Genomic DNA, 17289 nt, shown 5'->3' with positions numbered 1-17289 from the left:
TCGCGCAGCCGCATCCGCGATACCGACTTCGCCAAGGAAACCGCCGAACTGACCCGCACCCAGATCCTGCAGCAGGCCGGTACGGCCATGCTGGCCCAGGCCAACCAGGTGCCGCAGAACGTGATGTCCCTGCTGCGTTAAGCCGCTGAACGGCATCGGACGGGCGACTCTCTCCCCGCACGCCTGATGCCCACCTCTCCAACGCCTTGAGGAACCCTCCATGGCACAAGTCATCAACACCAACACGATGTCGTTGAATGCTCAGCGCAACCTGAGCACCAGCGGCGCCTCGCTGGCCACCACCATCCAGCGCCTCTCGTCGGGCCTGCGCATCAACAGCGCCAAGGACGACGCGGCCGGTCTGGCCATTTCCGAACGCTTCAGCACCCAGATCCGCGGCCTGGACGTCGCCGTGCGCAATGCCAACGACGGCATTTCGCTGGCACAGGTCGCCGAAGGTTCGCTGACCGAAATCGGCAACAACCTGCAGCGCATCCGTGAGCTGTCGGTGCAGTCGGCCAATGCGACGAATTCCTCGTCCGACCGCGCTGCGCTGAACGCCGAGGTCAAGCAGCTGACCGCCGAGATCGATCGCGTCGCCAAGCAGTCGGACTTCAACGGCACCAAGCTGCTGGACGGCTCGTTCTCCAGCCAGCTGTTCCAGGTCGGCGCCAACGCAGGCCAGGCCATCGCCATCGACAAGGTGGTCAACGCCAAGGCCGACGCGCTGGGCGGCTCGCTGTTCGCCAGCGCCAGCTTCACGGCGAACGCCGCGGGTACGGCTGGTGCCGGCCCGTACAGCCACAATGCCGTCACTATCGCCGCCTTCACCGTGACCAATGGCGGCAACACGGTCAGCTTCGATGCGATCGATGTCGCCGCATCAGGTGCCACCTATGCCACGGCGGCAGAGGCAGGCGTCGCCAGCCAGATCGCGCAGGGCAATGCCATCGCCGCCGCGGTGAACGCCAAGACGGCCGACACCGGCGTAACGGCCGAAGTGAACGCAACGACCGGCGCTGTCTCGTTCTCGTCCTGGAAGGAAGGCGCCGTCGGCGACCAGATCACCAGCACGCTGGCGGGTGGCACGCTGACCAACACGGCCATCGCCGCTGGCGACGCCAAGTTCGCGGACGACCTGGACATCTCCAGCTTCGCCGGCGCGCAGCGTGCGCTGCAGATCGTCGACAAGGCGTTGAACGCGGTCAATGGGGCGCGCGCCGACCTGGGTGCGGTGCAGAACCGCTTCACCTCGGTCGTCGCCAACCTGCAGACCAGCTCGGAAAACCTGGCCGCCTCGCGCAGCCGCATCCGCGATACCGACTTCGCCAAGGAAACCGCCGAACTGACCCGCACCCAGATCCTGCAGCAGGCCGGTACGGCCATGCTGGCCCAGGCCAACCAGGTGCCGCAGAACGTGATGTCGCTGCTCCGCTAAACCGCTTTACAGGAATCGTTGCCTGGCGCAGGCGTCCCGGATGGATTCGTCTCCCTCCGATTGACGCCGGGAAGAAGGGCTTGCCCCTTCTTCCGCCCTCCACCGGCTTGGTGGTCAGCGCCGGGCGTTCCTCTCCGCATCATCTCCGAGCCCCAGGCTTCACCCTCCCATTTTCCAGGACCCCGTCATGGCACAGGTCATCAACACCAACACGATGTCGCTCAACGCTCAGCGCAACCTGAGCACCAGCGGCGCCTCGCTCGCCACCACCATCCAGCGCCTGTCGTCCGGCCTGCGTATCAACAGCGCGAAGGACGACGCCGCCGGTCTGGCGATCTCCGAGCGCTTCTCCACCCAGATCCGCGGCCTCGATGTCGCCGTGCGCAACGCCAACGACGGCATCTCGCTGGCGCAGGTCGCCGAAGGCTCGCTGACCGAAATCGGCAACAACCTGCAGCGCATCCGTGAGCTGTCGGTGCAGTCGGCCAATGCGACCAACTCCTCGTCCGACCGCGCCGCGCTGAATGCGGAAGTGAAGCAGCTGTCCGCCGAAATCGACCGCGTCGCCAAGCAGTCGGAGTTCAACGGCACCAAGCTGCTGGACGGCTCGTTCTCCAGCCAGCTGTTCCAGGTGGGTGCCAACGCCGGCCAGGCCATCGCCATCGACAAGGTGGTCGACGCCAAGGCCGCTTCGCTGGGCAACGTCAAGTTCGCCGCCGACGTGCAGGGCACCGCCATCGCCACCGCCGCCGCCGACGGCAGCGTCACCGGCATGACGATCAACACCGTCGCCATCGACACCGTGTCGTACAAGGCTGGCGCCACCGGCACCGACATCGCCAAGGCCGTGTCCACCGCGATCAACGCCAAGATGGGTGAAACCGGCGTCTACGCGACGGTCGGCGGCACCAACAATGACCAGATCACGCTGTCGTCGGTAAAAGCCGGCAAGGACCTGGTCATCGGCGGCACGCCGGCCAACTCCGGCCTGACGGCCGCGACCACGACCGCTGCCGCGACTGCCAGCGCCACCGTCATCTCCAGCCTGGACATCAGCTCCGTGAAGGGCGCACAGCAGGCCCTGGACGTGGTCGATGAAGCGCTGAAGTCGGTCAACTCGGCCCGCGCCGACCTGGGTGCGGTGCAGAACCGCTTCACCTCGGTGGTCGCCAACCTGCAGACCAGCTCCGAAAACCTGGCCGCCTCGCGCAGCCGCATCCGCGACACCGATTTCGCCAAGGAAACCGCCGAGCTGACCCGCACCCAGATCCTGCAGCAGGCCGGTACGGCCATGCTGGCCCAGGCCAACCAGGTGCCGCAGAACGTGATGTCCCTGCTGCGCTAGGCACTGCCGCTCCACCCTCCTTGATAGTTCCCTGTCGTCACGGACGGATTCGTCTCCCTCCGTTTGGCAGTACCCCAACCCCTGCCGGCAACGGCGGGGGTTTTTTTTTGGGGCGTTGGGGATGGGTGATTCGTGATTGGTTGAAACAGCCGGCCTTCTCCGCCTCGTCAATCCCCAATCACCAATCACGGCTCCATTGGCACAAACCCTGCATTCCCTCCCCTGCCTGCATTTCTTACCAGCACGCCGGACCCACGGCGGCGGTGGGAGACGGAGAAATGCGGCTAAAGAACGGCTCAGCCGGGCCGTTATTGGTACTGCACGGGCGGGTCCCATTCGTGATCGGATGGCGGCCCGCCCGGCCTCCCTTTTTGCGGAAAGGGCCAGACAGGAGACAGGGCAATGGCAGATTATTCGCTGGGTTACGGCGGCATCGGTTCGGGGCTGGACATCACCGGCATGGTCGAACAGCTGGTCGCTGCCGATCGCAAGCCGGCCGACAACCGCCTGAACCGCATCGAGAGCCAGGCCAAGTTCAAGCTGTCCGCCATCGGCACCGTCAGTTCGGCCTTCAGCACGCTGGACACGGCGCTCAAGGCGCTCAAGGCGCCCACCGCCTTCGACGTGCGCACGGTCAAATCGGGGACCGACACGGTCGCCGGCGCCAGCGTCTCCAGCGGCACGCCCAACGGCATCTACAACGTGGAGGTGGTCGAACTGGCCACCGCCAACAAATGGATCACCAACACCCCGGTGACCGCCACCCAGACCTTCGGCGCCGGCCAATTGACGCTGACCGTCGGCGGCGAGTCGCTCGCCATCGACATCGCCGAGGGCGCGACCCTGCAGGACGTGCGCAGCGCGATCAACGACGCCGCGCGCAGCAAGGGCGTGCAGGCCAGCGTGCTGACATCCAATGACGGCCAGTACCTGTCGGTGTCCGCCGACAAGACCGGCGCCGCCAATGGCTTCACCCTCGCCTTCACCTCCGGCGGCAGCGACCTGCAGTCGCTCGCCGCCAGCCTGCAGGAGCGCGTACCGGCCGCGGACGCCGAGGTGAAGATCGACGGCCTGACCGTCACCGCCAGCACCAACAAGATCACCGAAGCCGTGCCCGGCCTGACCCTGGACCTGAAAACCAAGGGCACCACCACGGTCACCGTGTCCACCGACACCGCCGCTGCCAGCAAGCTGATCCAGGATTTCGTGACGGCGTACAACACCGCCATCAACGCGATCAACGCCAGCACCAAGTACAACGCCGAGAGCAACGAGCCTTCGGCGCTGACCGGCGACGCGCAGATGCGCAGCGCCTCGGGCCAGCTGCGCGCCCTGATGGGCGACCTGCTCGGCGGCCTGGCCGCGCAGGGACTGGACGCGAAGACACTGGGCCTGCAGACCAAGGGCTATCCGACCTCGGACGGCACGCTGGTGTTCGACAGCAGCAAATTCACCGCCGCGCTCACCGCCGATCCGGAAAAGATCCGCACCGCCTTCACCGGCGACACCGCGTTCGCCGGCCGCCTGCAGACGGCCGTCGGCAGCTACATCGGCACCGATGGCGCCTTCACCCTGCGCACCAACGGCCTCAACGCGCAGATCAAGGACGTCACCGCGCAGCGCACCGCGCTCGATGCGCGCATGGAAGCCGTCGGCAACCGCTACAAGGCGCAGTTCGTCGCGCTGGACAGCATGATTTCGCAGATGAACACCACCAGCTCCGCCCTCGCCCAGCAGCTGGCGTCGCTCACCGCTCAGACGAGCAGTTAATCACCGCGGGTCCGGATCGCCTCCGCGACCGGATGCCCAGGAGAAATGGAATGTCACTTCAGTCCTACGCCGCGCAGTACCGCAACACCGGCCTCAGCAGCGCCGTGATGGAAGCGGATCCGCACCGCCTGGTCGCCCTGCTGCTGTCGGGCGCCTGCGAGCGCCTGCGCCTGGCGGAAGCCTGCGTGGTGCGCGGCGACCTGGCGCGCAAGGGCAAGGCGATCGGCGAAGTCAGCGCCATCATCGGCCACCTCAACGGTTCGCTCGACCATGAGGCCGGCGGCGAGATCGCCGGTAGTCTGTCGGCCCTGTACGACTACGTGCAGACGCGGCTGATCGAGGCCAACCTGCACAACGATCCTGCCGCCCTGCGCGAGTCGCTGGAGCTGCTGGGCGAGATCGAATCGGCCTGGAACGCGATCCCCAGCGAACAGCGCCAAGTGCCGGCGATGGCCGCGGCAGGATGAGCGCCGCGCCGGCCCTCGACGACCTGTTCGCCCAGTTGGACGGCATGCGGCATGCGCTGCACGCCGGCGAGCTGGAAGACGTGGAGCGCCTGCTCAACCGGCACGACCATGACGTGCGTGCCTTCCTGCATGCCGACGGCGGCAGGACCGCCGGCTACGACGCACTGGCCGTACTGCTGCGCGCGCAACTCGAGCTGCAGAAATCCATGCAGGATGCACGCGAACAGGCGCGCGTCCGCATGCACGCCACCCAGCGCGCGGATCGCGCCGCGCGCGCCTACCTGTCCGTCGTCGAGGGCTGAGCCATGGGCACGTCGATCATCCTGGTGGAGCATCCGGCCGAGCATGCGCTGTTCGACGGCGCGCTCACCTGCGATGTCGTGCTGCCGGCGCGTTTCGATGCCGGCGCGCGTGCCGTGATGCAGGCGCCGTCGGAGGCCCTGCTGAAAGGGCTCGCCGTCGCCGAGGATGTGCGTGGCGACGATCCGGAAGAACGCAAGGAAGCCACGCCCAGCCAGCAGCGCATCGAAGCCAAGCTCGACTTGGTGCTGTCGTTGCTGGGCCGCCTGGCGCGACGGCACGAAGACACCCTGCCTGTCACCGCGTTGCGCTGGTCGCACCGTGGCGTGCGGCTGGATACGGTGTCGTCGGCGGTGCATTCTGCGGAAGCCGTGGGTGTCGTCATGCTGCAACCCGCTGCCTGGCTGAGCGACCAGATCGAACTGCCGGTGAAGGTGTTGGATCACGTCGAAGGCACGCACGGCCTGCATCACCTGTGGTTGCAGTTCGAGGGCCTGAACGCCGGCCTGGCCGAAGCGATGGATCGCCATCTCTTCCGCCTGCATCGCCGTCAGGTGGCCGAAGCGCGGCAACAGTTGCACGCGACACGGACGTGAACGCGTTTCGCGCAACCGTGCGCGACGACGCCACCTGCCACGCGCCGCATGCTGGCGACGGTCTCGCGGAATCGGTGGTTTTACCGACGCTGGCGAGCCGGTAAGTGTGAACCACGTCGACATTTCACATCTCCATCGCGTTTGTGAATTGGCGTGGACGCATCGCGCCGCTATCGTGACCTGACCCTGCAACGCGACAGCCACTGATTTCTCCCGTGCGTGTACTCATCGTCGACGACCACACCCTGGTCCGCGCCGGCATCGGACGCCTGCTGCAGGCGTTGCCCGATGTCGATGTCGTGGCCGAGGCCTGCAATGCGCAACAGGCGCTGGACATGGCGGCGATCCATCGCCCCGACGTGATCCTGCTGGACCTGTCGCTGCCCGACCGCAGCGGCCTGGAACTGCTGCCGCTGCTGCGCGATTCGCTGCCGCAGACGCGCGTGGTGATGATGTCCATGCACAACGATCCCACCCAGGTGCGCGTGGCGCTCGATCGTGGCTGCGCGGGCTTCGTCGTCAAGGAAGCGGCGCCGATGGAACTGGAACTCGCGCTGCGCGCCGCCGCCAGCGGCCAGGTGTTCCTCAGCCCGCAGGTGTCGTCGAAGATGCTGGCACCGATGCTCAATCCGCAGCGTCCCACCGGCATCGCCGCGTTGTCGCCGCGCCAGCGCGAGATCCTGCGCCAGTTGGGCGGCGGCATGAGCAGCAAGGAAATCGCCGCGCAGTTGGGCATCAGCGTCAAGACGGTCGAAACGCACCGCGCGCGCATGATGGAGTCGCTGGGCTGCCGTCGCGCCAACGATCTGCTGCTGCTGGCCGCGCGCCACCAGAACGAACTGGCCTGAGCCTTGCAGTACACCCCGGGCAATGCCCGTTCCGTGACGGAATTCCGTTGCAGCGCGTCCTCCCCGGGCCTCCATTCCCGCCATTGAACCGACGTCGTAGGGGAAACCCTGACGGCGCGTCGGGCGTGCCCGCAGCACAACCAGAAATGCCCTGATTTTTTTTCCGTCACCCGCCCCGCACAGTGTCAACACGATGTGAAGCCGCCTCGGCACGCCATCGAATCGGGGACCACGGGAATGAAGACGGGACTTTCCACCCAGCTCGGGCAGCAACTCCACCTGACGCCGCAACTGCTGCAGTCGATCCGGCTGCTGCAGCTGGATGGCCTGCAGTTGGAGCTGGAAGTGCGCCGTGCGCTGGACCTGAATCCGCTGCTCGAAGTCGAGGAGACCCACGACGCCGACCAGAGTGGCGAGATCGAGGTGCTGCCCGCGCAGGACGTCGCCACGCTGGAAACCGCGGCCTTCGACGAACTGCCCGAATCCAGTCTGTGGGACGTCCCCGGTGCGGGCTGGCAGGACGGCGACGACGACCGCATGCAGCGCGTCGAGGCCGGCGAATCCAGCGACCCGCACGTACGCGTGCTGGACCGGCTGGCGCTGGAACTGGACGACCGCGCGCTCGACGTGGTCGCCTTCTGGCTGGAGCACACCAACGACGCCGGCTATCTGGAGCAGGCGCCCGACACGCTGGCGCTGCTGGCCTCGGCCCGCTTCGACCTGACCACCGACGCCGTACTCGCCCTGCGCGACCGCCTGCTGCGCGGCGAATTCCCCGGCCTGACCGCCGCCGACGTGCGCGAATGCCTGCAGGTGCAGCTGGACTGCCTGCAGGGCCGCGTCCCTGGCCGCCACATCGCCCATCGCATCGTCACCGACGGCATGGCGCTGCTGGCCGCGCACGAGTACGACGCCCTCGCCCGCCTGCTGGACCTCGAGCTCGACCAGGTCATGGAAGGCGTGCGCCTGGTGCTGTCGCTGGATGCCCGCCCGGGCGTCTCGCTGGCACCGGCGCCGACCGGCTACATCGTCCCCGACGTGGTCGCCTGGCACGCCGACTGCGCCTGGCGCGTGGCGCTGAACCCGGCCACCACGCCGCGCCTGCGGGTCAACGCCATGCAGGAACGCGCGCTGGACCAGGCCGAGCCGTCCGAAGGCGCCGGCAAGCTGCGCGAACTGCTGCAGGAAGCGCGCTGGCTGACCCGCGGCCTGTCCATCCGCTACGACACCCTGCTGCGCACCGCGCGCGCCATCGTCGAACGCCAGGCCGGTTTCCTGACCCAGGGCGACGAAGCGATGGCGCCGCTGACGCTGAAAGAGATCGCCGACGCCATCGGCATGCACGAGTCCACCGTCTCGCGCATCACCACCGGCAAGTACATGCAGACCCCGCGCGGCACGTTCGAGCTGAAGCATTTCTTCGCCGTGCGGCTGGAAGGCGCCAACGTGTCCGGCCCGGCCGTGCGCGCGATGGTCCGCCGCCTGATCGACTCCGAACCGGCGGGCAAGCCGCTGGCCGACGAAGCGATCGCCGGCCTGCTGGCGCGCCAGGGCATCCATATCGCCCGCCGGACCGTGGCCAAGTACCGGGAACAGCTCGATATCGCTCCCGCCCGGGAACGCCGACGCGCTACCGTATCCGTCCTGGCAAAAGCTGGATAACGGAGCACGACCGCAATGAGCAAGATCACCGTACTGCTGGTGGACGACCACGAAGGCTTCATCAACGCCGCCCTGCGCCACCTGCGCAAGGTGGAGTGGCTGGAGGTCGTGGGCCGCGCCAGCAATGGCCTGGAAGCCATCGAACGCTCCGAGACCCTGCGTCCGGACGTGGTGCTGATGGACCTGGCCATGCCGGAGATGGGCGGCCTGCAGGCCACCCGCCTGATCAAGACCCAGGACGCACCACCCTTCATCGTGATCGCCAGCCATTTCGACGACGCCGAGCACCGCGAACACGCGATGCGCGCCGGCGCCGACGACTTCGTCAGCAAGCTTTCCTACATCCAGGAAGTCTTGCCCATCCTCGAAAAATTCAAAGACCGCCGCCATGAGTGAATCCCGCATCCTCGTCATCGACGCCGACGCCGCCCGTGCCGAACGCCTGGCCGGACTGCTCGAATTCATGGACCTGACACCCCGCTGGGTCTCCAGCGCCGGTGACGTGGATGTCCGCCGCGCGCGCCAGCACGACTGGCTGGCGGTGGTGGTCGGCTCGCTCGACGACCGGAAGGCCGCCGACGCGTTCTTCGCCTGGCTGGGCAAGGCCCAGCTGCCGCCGCCGGTACTGCTGCTGGAAGGCGACACCGCCGGCTTCGCCGCCGCCCACGGCCTGCACGAAGCCGGCGTCTGGGCGCTGGAAAGCCCGATCCGCCATGCGCAGCTGGAAGCCTGCCTGCGCCGCGCCAGCCTGAAGCGGCTGGATACCGAACACCAGGCGCAGCAGGTCAGCACCAGCGGCCCGACCGGCAACAGCCCGGCCGTCGTCCGCCTGCGCCGCATGATCGAGCAGGTCGCCAGCTTCGACACCACCGTGCTGGTGCTGGGCGAATCCGGCACCGGCAAGGAAGTCGTCTCGCGCGCCATCCACGACCAGTCGCCGCGCCGCGACGGGCCGTTCGTGGCCATCAACTGCGGCGCCATCCCGCCGGACCTGCTGGAGAGCGAACTGTTCGGCCACGAGAAGGGCGCCTTCACCGGCGCGCTGAGCGCGCGCAAGGGCCGCTTCGAGATGGCCGAGGGCGGCACCCTGCTGCTGGACGAGATCGGCGACATGAGCCTGCCGATGCAGGTCAAGCTGCTGCGCGTGCTGCAGGAGCGCAGCTTCGAGCGCGTCGGCGGCAACCAGACCATCCGCTGCAACGTGCGCGTGATCGCCGCCACCCACCGCAACCTGGAAACGCGGATCGCCGACGGCCACTTCCGCGAAGACCTGTTCTACCGCCTCAACGTGTTCCCCATCGAGATGCCGGCGCTGCGCGAGCGCGCCGACGACCTGCCCGACCTGGTGATGACCATCGCGGCGCAGCTGTCCCGCACCGGCCGCGGCGAAGTCCGCTTCGCCAGCGACACCCTGCAGGCGCTGCGCAGCTACGCCTGGCCTGGCAACGTGCGCGAACTGACCAACCTGGTCGAGCGCCTCGCCGTGCTGCATCCCGGCGGACTGGTGAAGGTGGCCGACCTGCCCAAGCGCTACCAGCCGGAAGGCGTGGACGCGACCCCGGTCATCGAGACGCCGGCGCCCGCAGCCGCCGCACCGGCCATCGCGGCCCCGCTGCCGTCGGCCGTGGTGGCCGCCGCCGCGACGCCGCCCGACCGCCTGCCGGACGCCGGCATCGACCTGCGCGAGCACATCGCGCAGATCGAACTGAACCTGATCCGCGACGCGCTGGACCGCGCCGGCGGCGTGGTGGCGCATGCCGCCCAGCTGCTCGGCCTGCGCCGCACCACGCTGGTGGAAAAGCTGCGCAAGTACGGCATCGAGCGCGAGGACGTGGCGCTGGCGACGGAAAACTGACTGGCCTCGGGCGTGGTTTCCGGCACGGGTCTTGCAACTGATCAGGCAAGACATTCCGACGACCGAAGCACCCGCCCATGTCCGACGTCACTTCCATCCTCTCGCAGATCCGCAGTTACCAGCACCAGGTCGGTACACGCGCCCTCGAGCCGATGCCGAATCCGGGGGCCTTCACCCCGAACCGGGTGGGACTGGAGCAGTCGGGCGTCAAGGCGCCCAGCTTCGGCGACACCCTGCAGAACGCACTGGAAGGCGTGAACAACGCCCAGAAGACCTCCGGCGCGCTGGCGCAGGCATTCGAACTGGGCGACCCGCGCGCGGACCTGGCGCGTGTGATGGTGGCCGCACAGCAGTCGCAGGTCGCCTTCCGCGCCACCGTCGAAGTGCGCAACCGCCTGGTGCAGGCCTACCAGGACGTCATGAACATGCCGCTGTAAGGCGGCGCCCTCTCCACCTTTCCTCCTAGAACCGACCCGTCGCCATGGCCCTCACGCTCTCCAAGGAAGCCCTGAAGGAATCGCTGACCGCCGACAAGGCCGGCGCGGCGCTGACCAAGATCCAGGACGCGCGCGTGTTCAGGCAGATGGGCACGCTGCTGCTCATCGCCGGCGCGGTCGCGGTGGGCATGATGGTGTTCTTCTGGTCGCAGAAGCCGGCCTTCACCCCGCTCTACACCGGCCTGGACGCCAAGGCCACCGCCGAAGCGACCGACATGCTGCGCGCGGCGAAGATCCCGTTCCAGCTGGACCAGGCCACCGGCGCGATCTCCGTGCCCGAGGAAAACCTGCACGACGCCCGCCTGAAGCTGGCCGGTGCCGGCCTGGCCGAAAGCGGCCGCCTCGGTTTCGAGATGATGGAGCGCGACCCGGGCTTCGGCGTCAGCCAGTTCGTCGAGAACGCGCGCTACCAGCATGCGCTGGAAACCGAACTGGTCCGCACCATCACCACGCTGCGCCCGGTGCGCGACGCCCGCGTGCACCTGGCCATTCCCAAGCCGTCCGCCTTCACCCGCCAGCGCGAAGTGGCCAGCGCCTCGGTCGTGCTCGACCTGCGCTCCGGCGCGATGCTGGAACGCAACCAGGTGGACGCCATCGTGCACCTGGTGTCGTCGTCGATCCCCGACCTGGCGCCCGAGCGCGTCACCGTGGTCGACCAGAGCGGCCGCATGCTGACCATCAGCGACCCGAACAGCGAAGCCGCGCTCAACGCCGCGCAGTTCGAACGCGTGCGCAAGCTGGAAACCTCGTTCAACGACCGCATCCGGGAGCTGCTGGAGCCGCTGACCGGCCCCGGCCGCGTCAACGCGGAAGTCGCCGTCGACATGGACTTCTCGGTCACCGAGGAAGCCCGCGAGACCTTCGCCAACGACCCGGCCAAGATCCGCAGCGAGCAGGTCAGCCAGAACACCACCAGCGCCGGCAGCGGTCCGGAGGGCGTGCCCGGCGCCACCAGCAACACCCCGCCCGGCCCGAACGCCGCGGCCGCCGCTGCGCCGAATCCCGCCGCACCGGTCGAGACGAGCAGCAGCGCGACGCGCAACTTCGAGATGGACCGCACGCTGCAGCACACGCGCCAGCCCGCTGGCCGCGTGCGCCGCGTCACCGCAGCCGTGCTGGTCGATCACGTGCCGCGCACCGGCGAGAACGGCAAGGTCGTGATGACCGCGCTGGACGCCGCTACCCTGACCCGCATCGAAGCGCTGGTGAAGGAAGCCGTGGGCTTCGACGCCGCCCGCGGCGACTCGGTGTCGGTCATGAACGCCCCGTTCGTGCGCGAGACCGAAGCCCCGGTCGACGTGCCGTTCTGGGAAAGCCCGTGGCTGCACAACCCGATGGTGCGCGACATCGCGCGCTACGGCCTGGGCGCGCTGGTCGTCATCGCGCTGCTGTTCGGCGTGCTGCGCCCGGCCATGCGCCAGATCATCAGCCCGGCGGCCAAGCACAAGCGCGACAACGACGACGGCATCGACGTCAATGTCGTGGACGACAGGGACGAGGACGGCGTGGTCGCCACGCTCTCGCACGAGCACGCGCCGCCGATGCGCGCCCTGCCCTCCGACGCCTACGAAGACCGCCTGCGCCAGGCGCGCGAAGCGGTGAAGACCGACTCCAAGCAGGTCGCGCAGGTGGTCAAGGACTGGGTGGCCAGCGATGAATAACGCACCGGAAACCGCCCTCAGCGGCGTGCAGCGCGCCGCCGTGCTGCTGCTCTCGCTGGGCGAGGAAGACGCCGCCGAAGTGCTCAAGCACATGAACGCCAAGGAGGTGCAGAAGCTCGGCATCGCCATGGCCACCATCTCCGGCATCAGCCGCGAGCAGGTGATGCAGGTCATGTCCAACTTCGGCGAGGCGCTGGACAAGCAGACCTCGCTGGGCATGGGCGCCGACGACTACGTGCGCAAGGTGCTGGTGCAGGCGCTGGGCGAGGACAAGGCCGGCAGCCTGATCGACCGCATCCTGCTGGGCCGCAACACCACCGGCCTGGACACGCTGAAGTGGATGGATCCACGCGCGATCGCCGACCTGGTGCGCAACGAACATCCGCAGATCATCGCCATCGTGCTGGCGCACCTGGACAGCGACCAGGCCGCCGACACGCTCAAGCTGCTGGCCGAACGCACCCGCACCGACGTGCTGCTGCGCATCGCCACGCTGGACGGCATTCCGCCGAACGCGCTGAACGAGCTCAACGAGATCATGGAGCGCCAGTTCGCCGGCAACCAGAACCTCAAGGCCTCCAGCATCGGTGGCGTGAAGGTGGCGGCCAACATCCTCAATTTCATGGATTCCGGCCAGGACCAGGTGATCCTGGGCAGCATCACCCAGGTCGACGCCGACCTGGGCGCACGCATCCAGGACCTGATGTTCGTGTTCGACAACCTGGCCGACCTCGGCGACCGCGAACTGCAAGCGCTGCTGCGCGAAGTGCCCAACGACCGCCTGGGCCTGGCGCTGCGCGGCGCCGACGCCAAGGTGAAGGAAAAGATCACCCGCAACATGTCGCAGCGCGCCGCCCAGATCCTGCTCGAGGACATGGAAGCGCGCGGCCCCGTGCGCCTGTCCGACGTGGAAGGCGCGCAGAAGGAAATCCTCGCCATCGTGCGCCGGCTGGCTGACCAGGGCGTCATCGCCCTCACCGCCAGCGCCGAGGAAATGGTATGAGCGCACCGTCGCCGCTGCGCTGGATGCCGGCCCCGCTCAACGCGGTGGTGTCGGATGCCATCGTCGAACAGGACGCCGCGCCGCTGGTCCCGCCGACGCTCGAGGAGATCCAGGCGATCCAGGACGCCGCCTACCGCGAAGGCCTGGAACGGGGACTGGCCGAAGGCCATGCCGAGGGCTTCGCCCAAGGCCAGGCCGAGGTACGCCGGCTCGCCGCGCAGATGGAAGGCATCCTCGACAATTTTTCGCGCCCGCTCGACCGGCTGGAGAACGAGGTCGTCGCCGCGCTGTCCGAACTCGCCGTGCGCATCGCCGGCGCGCTGGTCGGACGCGCGTACCAGACCGATCCGGTCCTGCTGCAGGAACTGGCGACCACCGCGCTGGACGCCGTCGGCGGCTCGCAACGCGAGGTCGAACTGCGCCTGCATCCGGACGACATCGCCGCGCTGACACCGGTGCTGGCGATGACCGCCCACACGCGCCTCACCGCGGACACCTCGCTGAGCCGCGGCGACCTGCGCGTGCACGCCGAGAGCGTGCGCATCGACGGCACGCTGGAAGCCCGCCTGCGCGGCGCACTGGACACCGTCCTCAACCGCGGAGCGCGCGCATGAGCGCCCAGCCGCTGGAGTGGCTGACCGCGCGCGACCTGCGCCTGTCGACGCGGCTGTCGCAGATCAATCCCGAACTCGGCGGCCGCGGCCTGATCCGCGAAGGCATCCTGCGCCGCGCCGTCGGCCTGACCCTGGAAGCCATCGGCTGCGAAGCGCCGATGGGCGCCACCTGCAAGGTGGAAGTCGTCGACGGCGGCTGGGTGGATGCCGAAGTGGTCGGCTTCTCCGGCGAACGTACCTACCTGATGCCCAGCGCCGAACTGCACGGCCTGCTGCCGAATGCGCGCGTGGTGCCCTCGCGCCGCCGCGGCGGTGTGGAAGTCGGCGAAGGCCTGCTGGGCCGCGTGATCGACAGCGACGGCATTCCGCTCGACGGCCGCGGCCCGATCCGCGCCGAAGGCACGGTCAGCCTGGCCGGCGTGGCGATCAACCCGCTGTCGCGCGAGCCGATCACGCAGCCGCTCGATGTCGGCGTGCGCGCGATCAACGCGCTGCTGCCGATCGGTCGCGGCCAGCGCGTCGGCCTGTTCGCCGGCTCCGGCGTCGGCAAGTCCACGCTGCTGGGCATGATGACCAAGTACACCGCCGCCGACGTGATCGTCGTGGGACTGATCGGCGAACGTGGCCGCGAAGTCCGCGATTTCGTCGAGACCACGCTGGGTCCGGCGGGCCTGGCGCGCGCCGTCGTCGTCGCCAGCCCGGCCGACCGGCCGCCGTTGGCGCGCCTGCAGGGCGCCTACCGCGCCACCGCCATCGCCGAGTGGTTCCGCGACCAGGGCTTGAATGTCCTCCTGCTGATGGATTCGCTGACCCGCTTCGCGCAGGCGCAGCGCGAGATCGGCCTGTCGGTCGGCGAACCGCCGACCACGCGCGGTTATCCGCCTTCCGTGTTCGCGCGCCTGCCGGCGCTCGTGGAACGCGCGGGCAACGGCGCGAAGGGCCGTGGTTCGATCACCGCCTTCTACACCGTGCTGACCGAAGGCGACGATCCGCAGGATCCGATCGCCGACGCCGCTCGCGCCATCCTCGACGGCCACATCCTGCTGTCGCGCCGCGTCGCCGACGCCGGCCTGTACCCGGCCATCGACGTGGAATCGTCGGTCAGCCGCGTGGTCACCGAGATCGCCGACGAGACCTGGCGCGACCGCATCCGCAAGCTCAAGCGCCTGCTGTCGGCCTACAACAGCAACCGCGACCTGATCGCCATCGGCGCCTACCAGCGCGGCAACGATCCGACCGTGGACGAGGCGCTGGAACGCTGGCCGGAGATCGTCGAATTCCTCGGCCAGGACGTGGCGCACGCTGCCGACCTGCCGGGCAGCCGCGCCGCCCTGGAATCCCTGATCCAACGCAACCTCGCCGCCGGCGCTCCGCTGCCGCCCGGCCTGCAGTAACGCCAAGGAACCCCCACGATGATGCAGTCCCGCCGAATCGATCCCCTGCTGCGCCGGGCGCAGGAACACGAGGATTCCGTCGCCCGCGAGCTGGCCGAGCGCCAGAACACGCTGGCCCAGCACGAATCCCGGCTGGAGGAACTGCGCCAGTACGCCGAGGACTACGCCAACAGCCAGATGGCCGCCACCAGTCCGGCCCAACTGGCCAACCGCCGCGCCTTCCTCGAACGCATCGACCAGGCGCTCAAGCAGCAATTGCAGAACGTCGACCGCAGCCGCGCCAGCGTCGACATCGAACGCGACCGCCTGCTGCTCGCCAGCCGCGACAAGCAGGTGCTGGAGCAACTGGCCGCCAGCTACCGCGTGCAGGAAAAACTGATCGTCGACCGCCGCGACCAGCGCGAGATGGACGACGTGGGCGCCCGTCGCGCCCGCCTGGCCGCGACCACGCGAGAGAACGAGGACGCCTGATGCCGTCGCCGACGTCCGCGTTGAACTTGGCCGTGAAGTCGCCGACGCCGTCGACGGCGCCGGCCAACCAGGTCGACACGAACGAGGCCGCCCCGAAGAAGCCGGCGTTCGACGACATGATGCGTCGCTCCGGCAAGCGCGACGACGCGGCGCGTGCACCGCACACGCGCAACGCGGAAGCGAAGGAACCCGTTCGGCAGCGTCCAGACAAGGCGACCGCAGGCAAGCCGGACGAGGCGACACGCGCACCTGCCGAAGACGACAAGGCCGAAGACGCCACCGTCGCATCCGCGGTACCGCCGCTCCTGATGGAACTGCCTCCGTTCCAGGCGGCGCTGCCCGCGGATGCGAGGGCCGCCGTGCCCACCGATCCGCTCGCCAATCCCCTGCTCGCCGGCGCACTGCCCGCGGCGAGCACGCCCATGTCTGCCGATACCCTGCTGGCCGGCGCTCGCGCCGCGGTCCCGGCCACGTTGCCGGGTGCCATCACGACGGCCGACACCGGCCAGGCCGTCGCCACCGAGCCGACCGCGACCGCGACACCGCCAGCCGCCACCACGACAGAGGCCAAGGCGCCCCTGCAGAACCTGCTGTCCTTCGCCGCGCACCTGGCGACCGGCCAGGTGGCAGCCGCCGTGCCGGACGCGATCAACCTGGGTCGCGACCTCGTCGACGCCTTCCGCAGCGAGGACGGCGACGCGCCCGCACCCACCGGCAACCTGCTGGCCGGCGTCGGTGCCTCGAACCAGGCGCTGGGCTTGTCGCGCAACGAGACCGTCAACGCGATGGAAGCGCCGAGCGCCGACCTGCAGGGCGGCCACTTCGACGAGGACATCGGCGACGCCGTGCGCTGGATGGCCGACCAGAAGATCGGACACGCCCATATCAAGGTGACCCCGAACGACCTGGGCACGGTGGAAATCCGCCTGCGCCTGGAAGGCGACCGCGTCCACGCCGACTTCACCAGCGCGCAGGCCGAGGTTCGCCAGGCCCTGGAAAGCAGCCTGCCCCGCCTGCGCGACATGCTGGGCCAGCATGGCTTCCAGCTGGCCCATGCCGACGTGGGTCAGCAGCATGCGCCGCCGTCGCAGGGCGGCGGCGGTGCCCGCATCGGCGAAGGCAATGGCGACAGTGCCGAGCCCGCCATCGAGACTCCCCGCACCGTCCGCATGACAGCGCGTGGCCTGGTGGACGCTTACGCCTGATGGGCCTGCTGTTCCTGTAGGAGCGACGTGAGTCGCGACCGTAGATTTTCGGCACCGCGGACGCCGCACCACGCGACCATCCCTGCGTGAATGATGTTTCCGGACCGCCATGACGTGCGTTCGCCACTCACGTCGCTCCTACAGGAAGCGCCCCCGTCAAAAC

At 68.8% G+C, this 17289-nt stretch carries 17 protein-coding genes and 1 pseudogene; all 18 read left to right on the top strand.

Annotated elements, in window-relative coordinates; translation table 11 throughout:
• Window positions 1-141 (top strand): flagellin (locus CSC78_RS14065; protein WP_274379366.1); only part of this gene is annotated, 141 nt, incomplete at its 5' end.
• Window positions 142-220: 79 nt separating this feature from the next.
• On the top strand, window positions 221-1438 hold the full coding sequence (locus tag CSC78_RS14060) for a flagellin (protein ID WP_162338493.1): 1218 nt from the start codon (window positions 221-223) through the stop codon (window positions 1436-1438).
• Window positions 1439-1625: 187 nt separating this feature from the next.
• Window positions 1626-2783 (top strand): flagellin, encoded by a 1158-nt coding sequence (locus tag CSC78_RS14055; protein WP_162338492.1) that lies wholly within the window; start codon window positions 1626-1628, stop codon window positions 2781-2783.
• 402 nt (window positions 2784-3185) lie between these two features.
• Window positions 3186-4553 carry a flagellar filament capping protein FliD gene (gene fliD / locus CSC78_RS14050; protein ID WP_162338491.1) on the top strand — a complete coding sequence of 456 codons (1368 nt, stop codon included), beginning with the start codon at window positions 3186-3188 and terminating at the stop codon, window positions 4551-4553.
• Window positions 4554-4603: 50 nt separating this feature from the next.
• Window positions 4604-5020 (top strand): flagellar export chaperone FliS, encoded by a 417-nt coding sequence (gene fliS, locus CSC78_RS14045; RefSeq protein WP_162338490.1) that lies wholly within the window; start codon window positions 4604-4606, stop codon window positions 5018-5020.
• A complete protein-coding gene (locus CSC78_RS14040) occupies window positions 5017-5322 on the top strand; it encodes a hypothetical protein (RefSeq protein ID WP_162338489.1) in 306 nt (101 codons plus the stop codon). The genes fliS and CSC78_RS14040 overlap by 4 nt, the downstream gene beginning before the upstream one ends.
• Before the next feature lie 3 nt (window positions 5323-5325).
• Window positions 5326-5916, top strand: coding sequence for a PilZ domain-containing protein (locus tag CSC78_RS14035; RefSeq protein ID WP_162338488.1), 591 nt, complete (start codon window positions 5326-5328; stop codon window positions 5914-5916).
• A gap of 215 nt (window positions 5917-6131) precedes the next feature.
• A complete protein-coding gene (locus CSC78_RS14030) occupies window positions 6132-6764 on the top strand; it encodes a response regulator (protein ID WP_162338487.1) in 633 nt (210 codons plus the stop codon).
• A gap of 237 nt (window positions 6765-7001) precedes the next feature.
• Entirely contained in the window at window positions 7002-8426 is a 1425-nt protein-coding gene (gene rpoN / locus CSC78_RS14025; RefSeq protein ID WP_162338486.1) for an RNA polymerase factor sigma-54, read from the top strand.
• A 15-nt stretch (window positions 8427-8441) separates the two neighbouring features.
• Entirely contained in the window at window positions 8442-8822 is a 381-nt protein-coding gene (locus tag CSC78_RS14020; RefSeq protein ID WP_162338485.1) for a response regulator, read from the top strand.
• On the top strand, window positions 8815-10281 hold the full coding sequence (locus CSC78_RS14015) for a sigma-54 dependent transcriptional regulator (protein WP_162338484.1): 1467 nt from the start codon (window positions 8815-8817) through the stop codon (window positions 10279-10281). The genes CSC78_RS14020 and CSC78_RS14015 overlap by 8 nt, the downstream gene beginning before the upstream one ends.
• Window positions 10282-10358: 77 nt before the next feature.
• The gene (gene fliE, locus CSC78_RS14010; protein WP_162338483.1) at window positions 10359-10718 is read left to right on the top strand and encodes a flagellar hook-basal body complex protein FliE; all 360 of its coding nucleotides are present in this window, start codon (window positions 10359-10361) and stop codon (window positions 10716-10718) included.
• Window positions 10719-10762: 44 nt separating this feature from the next.
• Window positions 10763-12439 (top strand): flagellar basal-body MS-ring/collar protein FliF, encoded by a 1677-nt coding sequence (fliF, locus tag CSC78_RS14005; protein ID WP_162338482.1) that lies wholly within the window; start codon window positions 10763-10765, stop codon window positions 12437-12439.
• Complete coding sequence (fliG, locus tag CSC78_RS14000) at window positions 12432-13442, top strand: flagellar motor switch protein FliG (RefSeq protein ID WP_162338481.1); 1011 nt, start codon at window positions 12432-12434, stop codon at window positions 13440-13442. The genes fliF and fliG overlap by 8 nt, the downstream gene beginning before the upstream one ends.
• A complete protein-coding gene (locus CSC78_RS13995; RefSeq protein ID WP_162338480.1) occupies window positions 13439-14056 on the top strand; it encodes a FliH/SctL family protein in 618 nt (205 codons plus the stop codon). The genes fliG and CSC78_RS13995 overlap by 4 nt, the downstream gene beginning before the upstream one ends.
• Window positions 14053-15450, top strand: a complete 1398-nt coding sequence (locus CSC78_RS13990; RefSeq protein WP_162338479.1) for a FliI/YscN family ATPase — start codon at window positions 14053-14055, stop codon at window positions 15448-15450. The genes CSC78_RS13995 and CSC78_RS13990 overlap by 4 nt, the downstream gene beginning before the upstream one ends.
• Window positions 15451-15468: 18 nt before the next feature.
• Window positions 15469-15921: a flagellar export protein FliJ gene (gene fliJ / locus CSC78_RS13985; RefSeq protein ID WP_162338478.1), complete on the top strand. Its 453-nt coding sequence runs from the start codon at window positions 15469-15471 to the stop codon at window positions 15919-15921.
• Between the two features lie 851 nt (window positions 15922-16772).
• Window positions 16773-17126, top strand: a pseudogene (locus CSC78_RS19305) (flagellar hook-length control protein FliK); the annotation flags it as partial.
• Window positions 17127-17289 lie beyond the last annotated feature (163 nt).

The sequence above is a fragment of the Pseudoxanthomonas japonensis genome (assembly GCF_010093445.1).
In the GTDB taxonomy this organism is placed as follows: Bacteria; Pseudomonadota; Gammaproteobacteria; order Xanthomonadales; family Xanthomonadaceae; genus Pseudoxanthomonas_A; species Pseudoxanthomonas_A japonensis.
The sequence above is the reverse complement of the archived record's forward strand: the minus strand, read 5'-3'. Positions and strand labels throughout refer to the sequence as shown.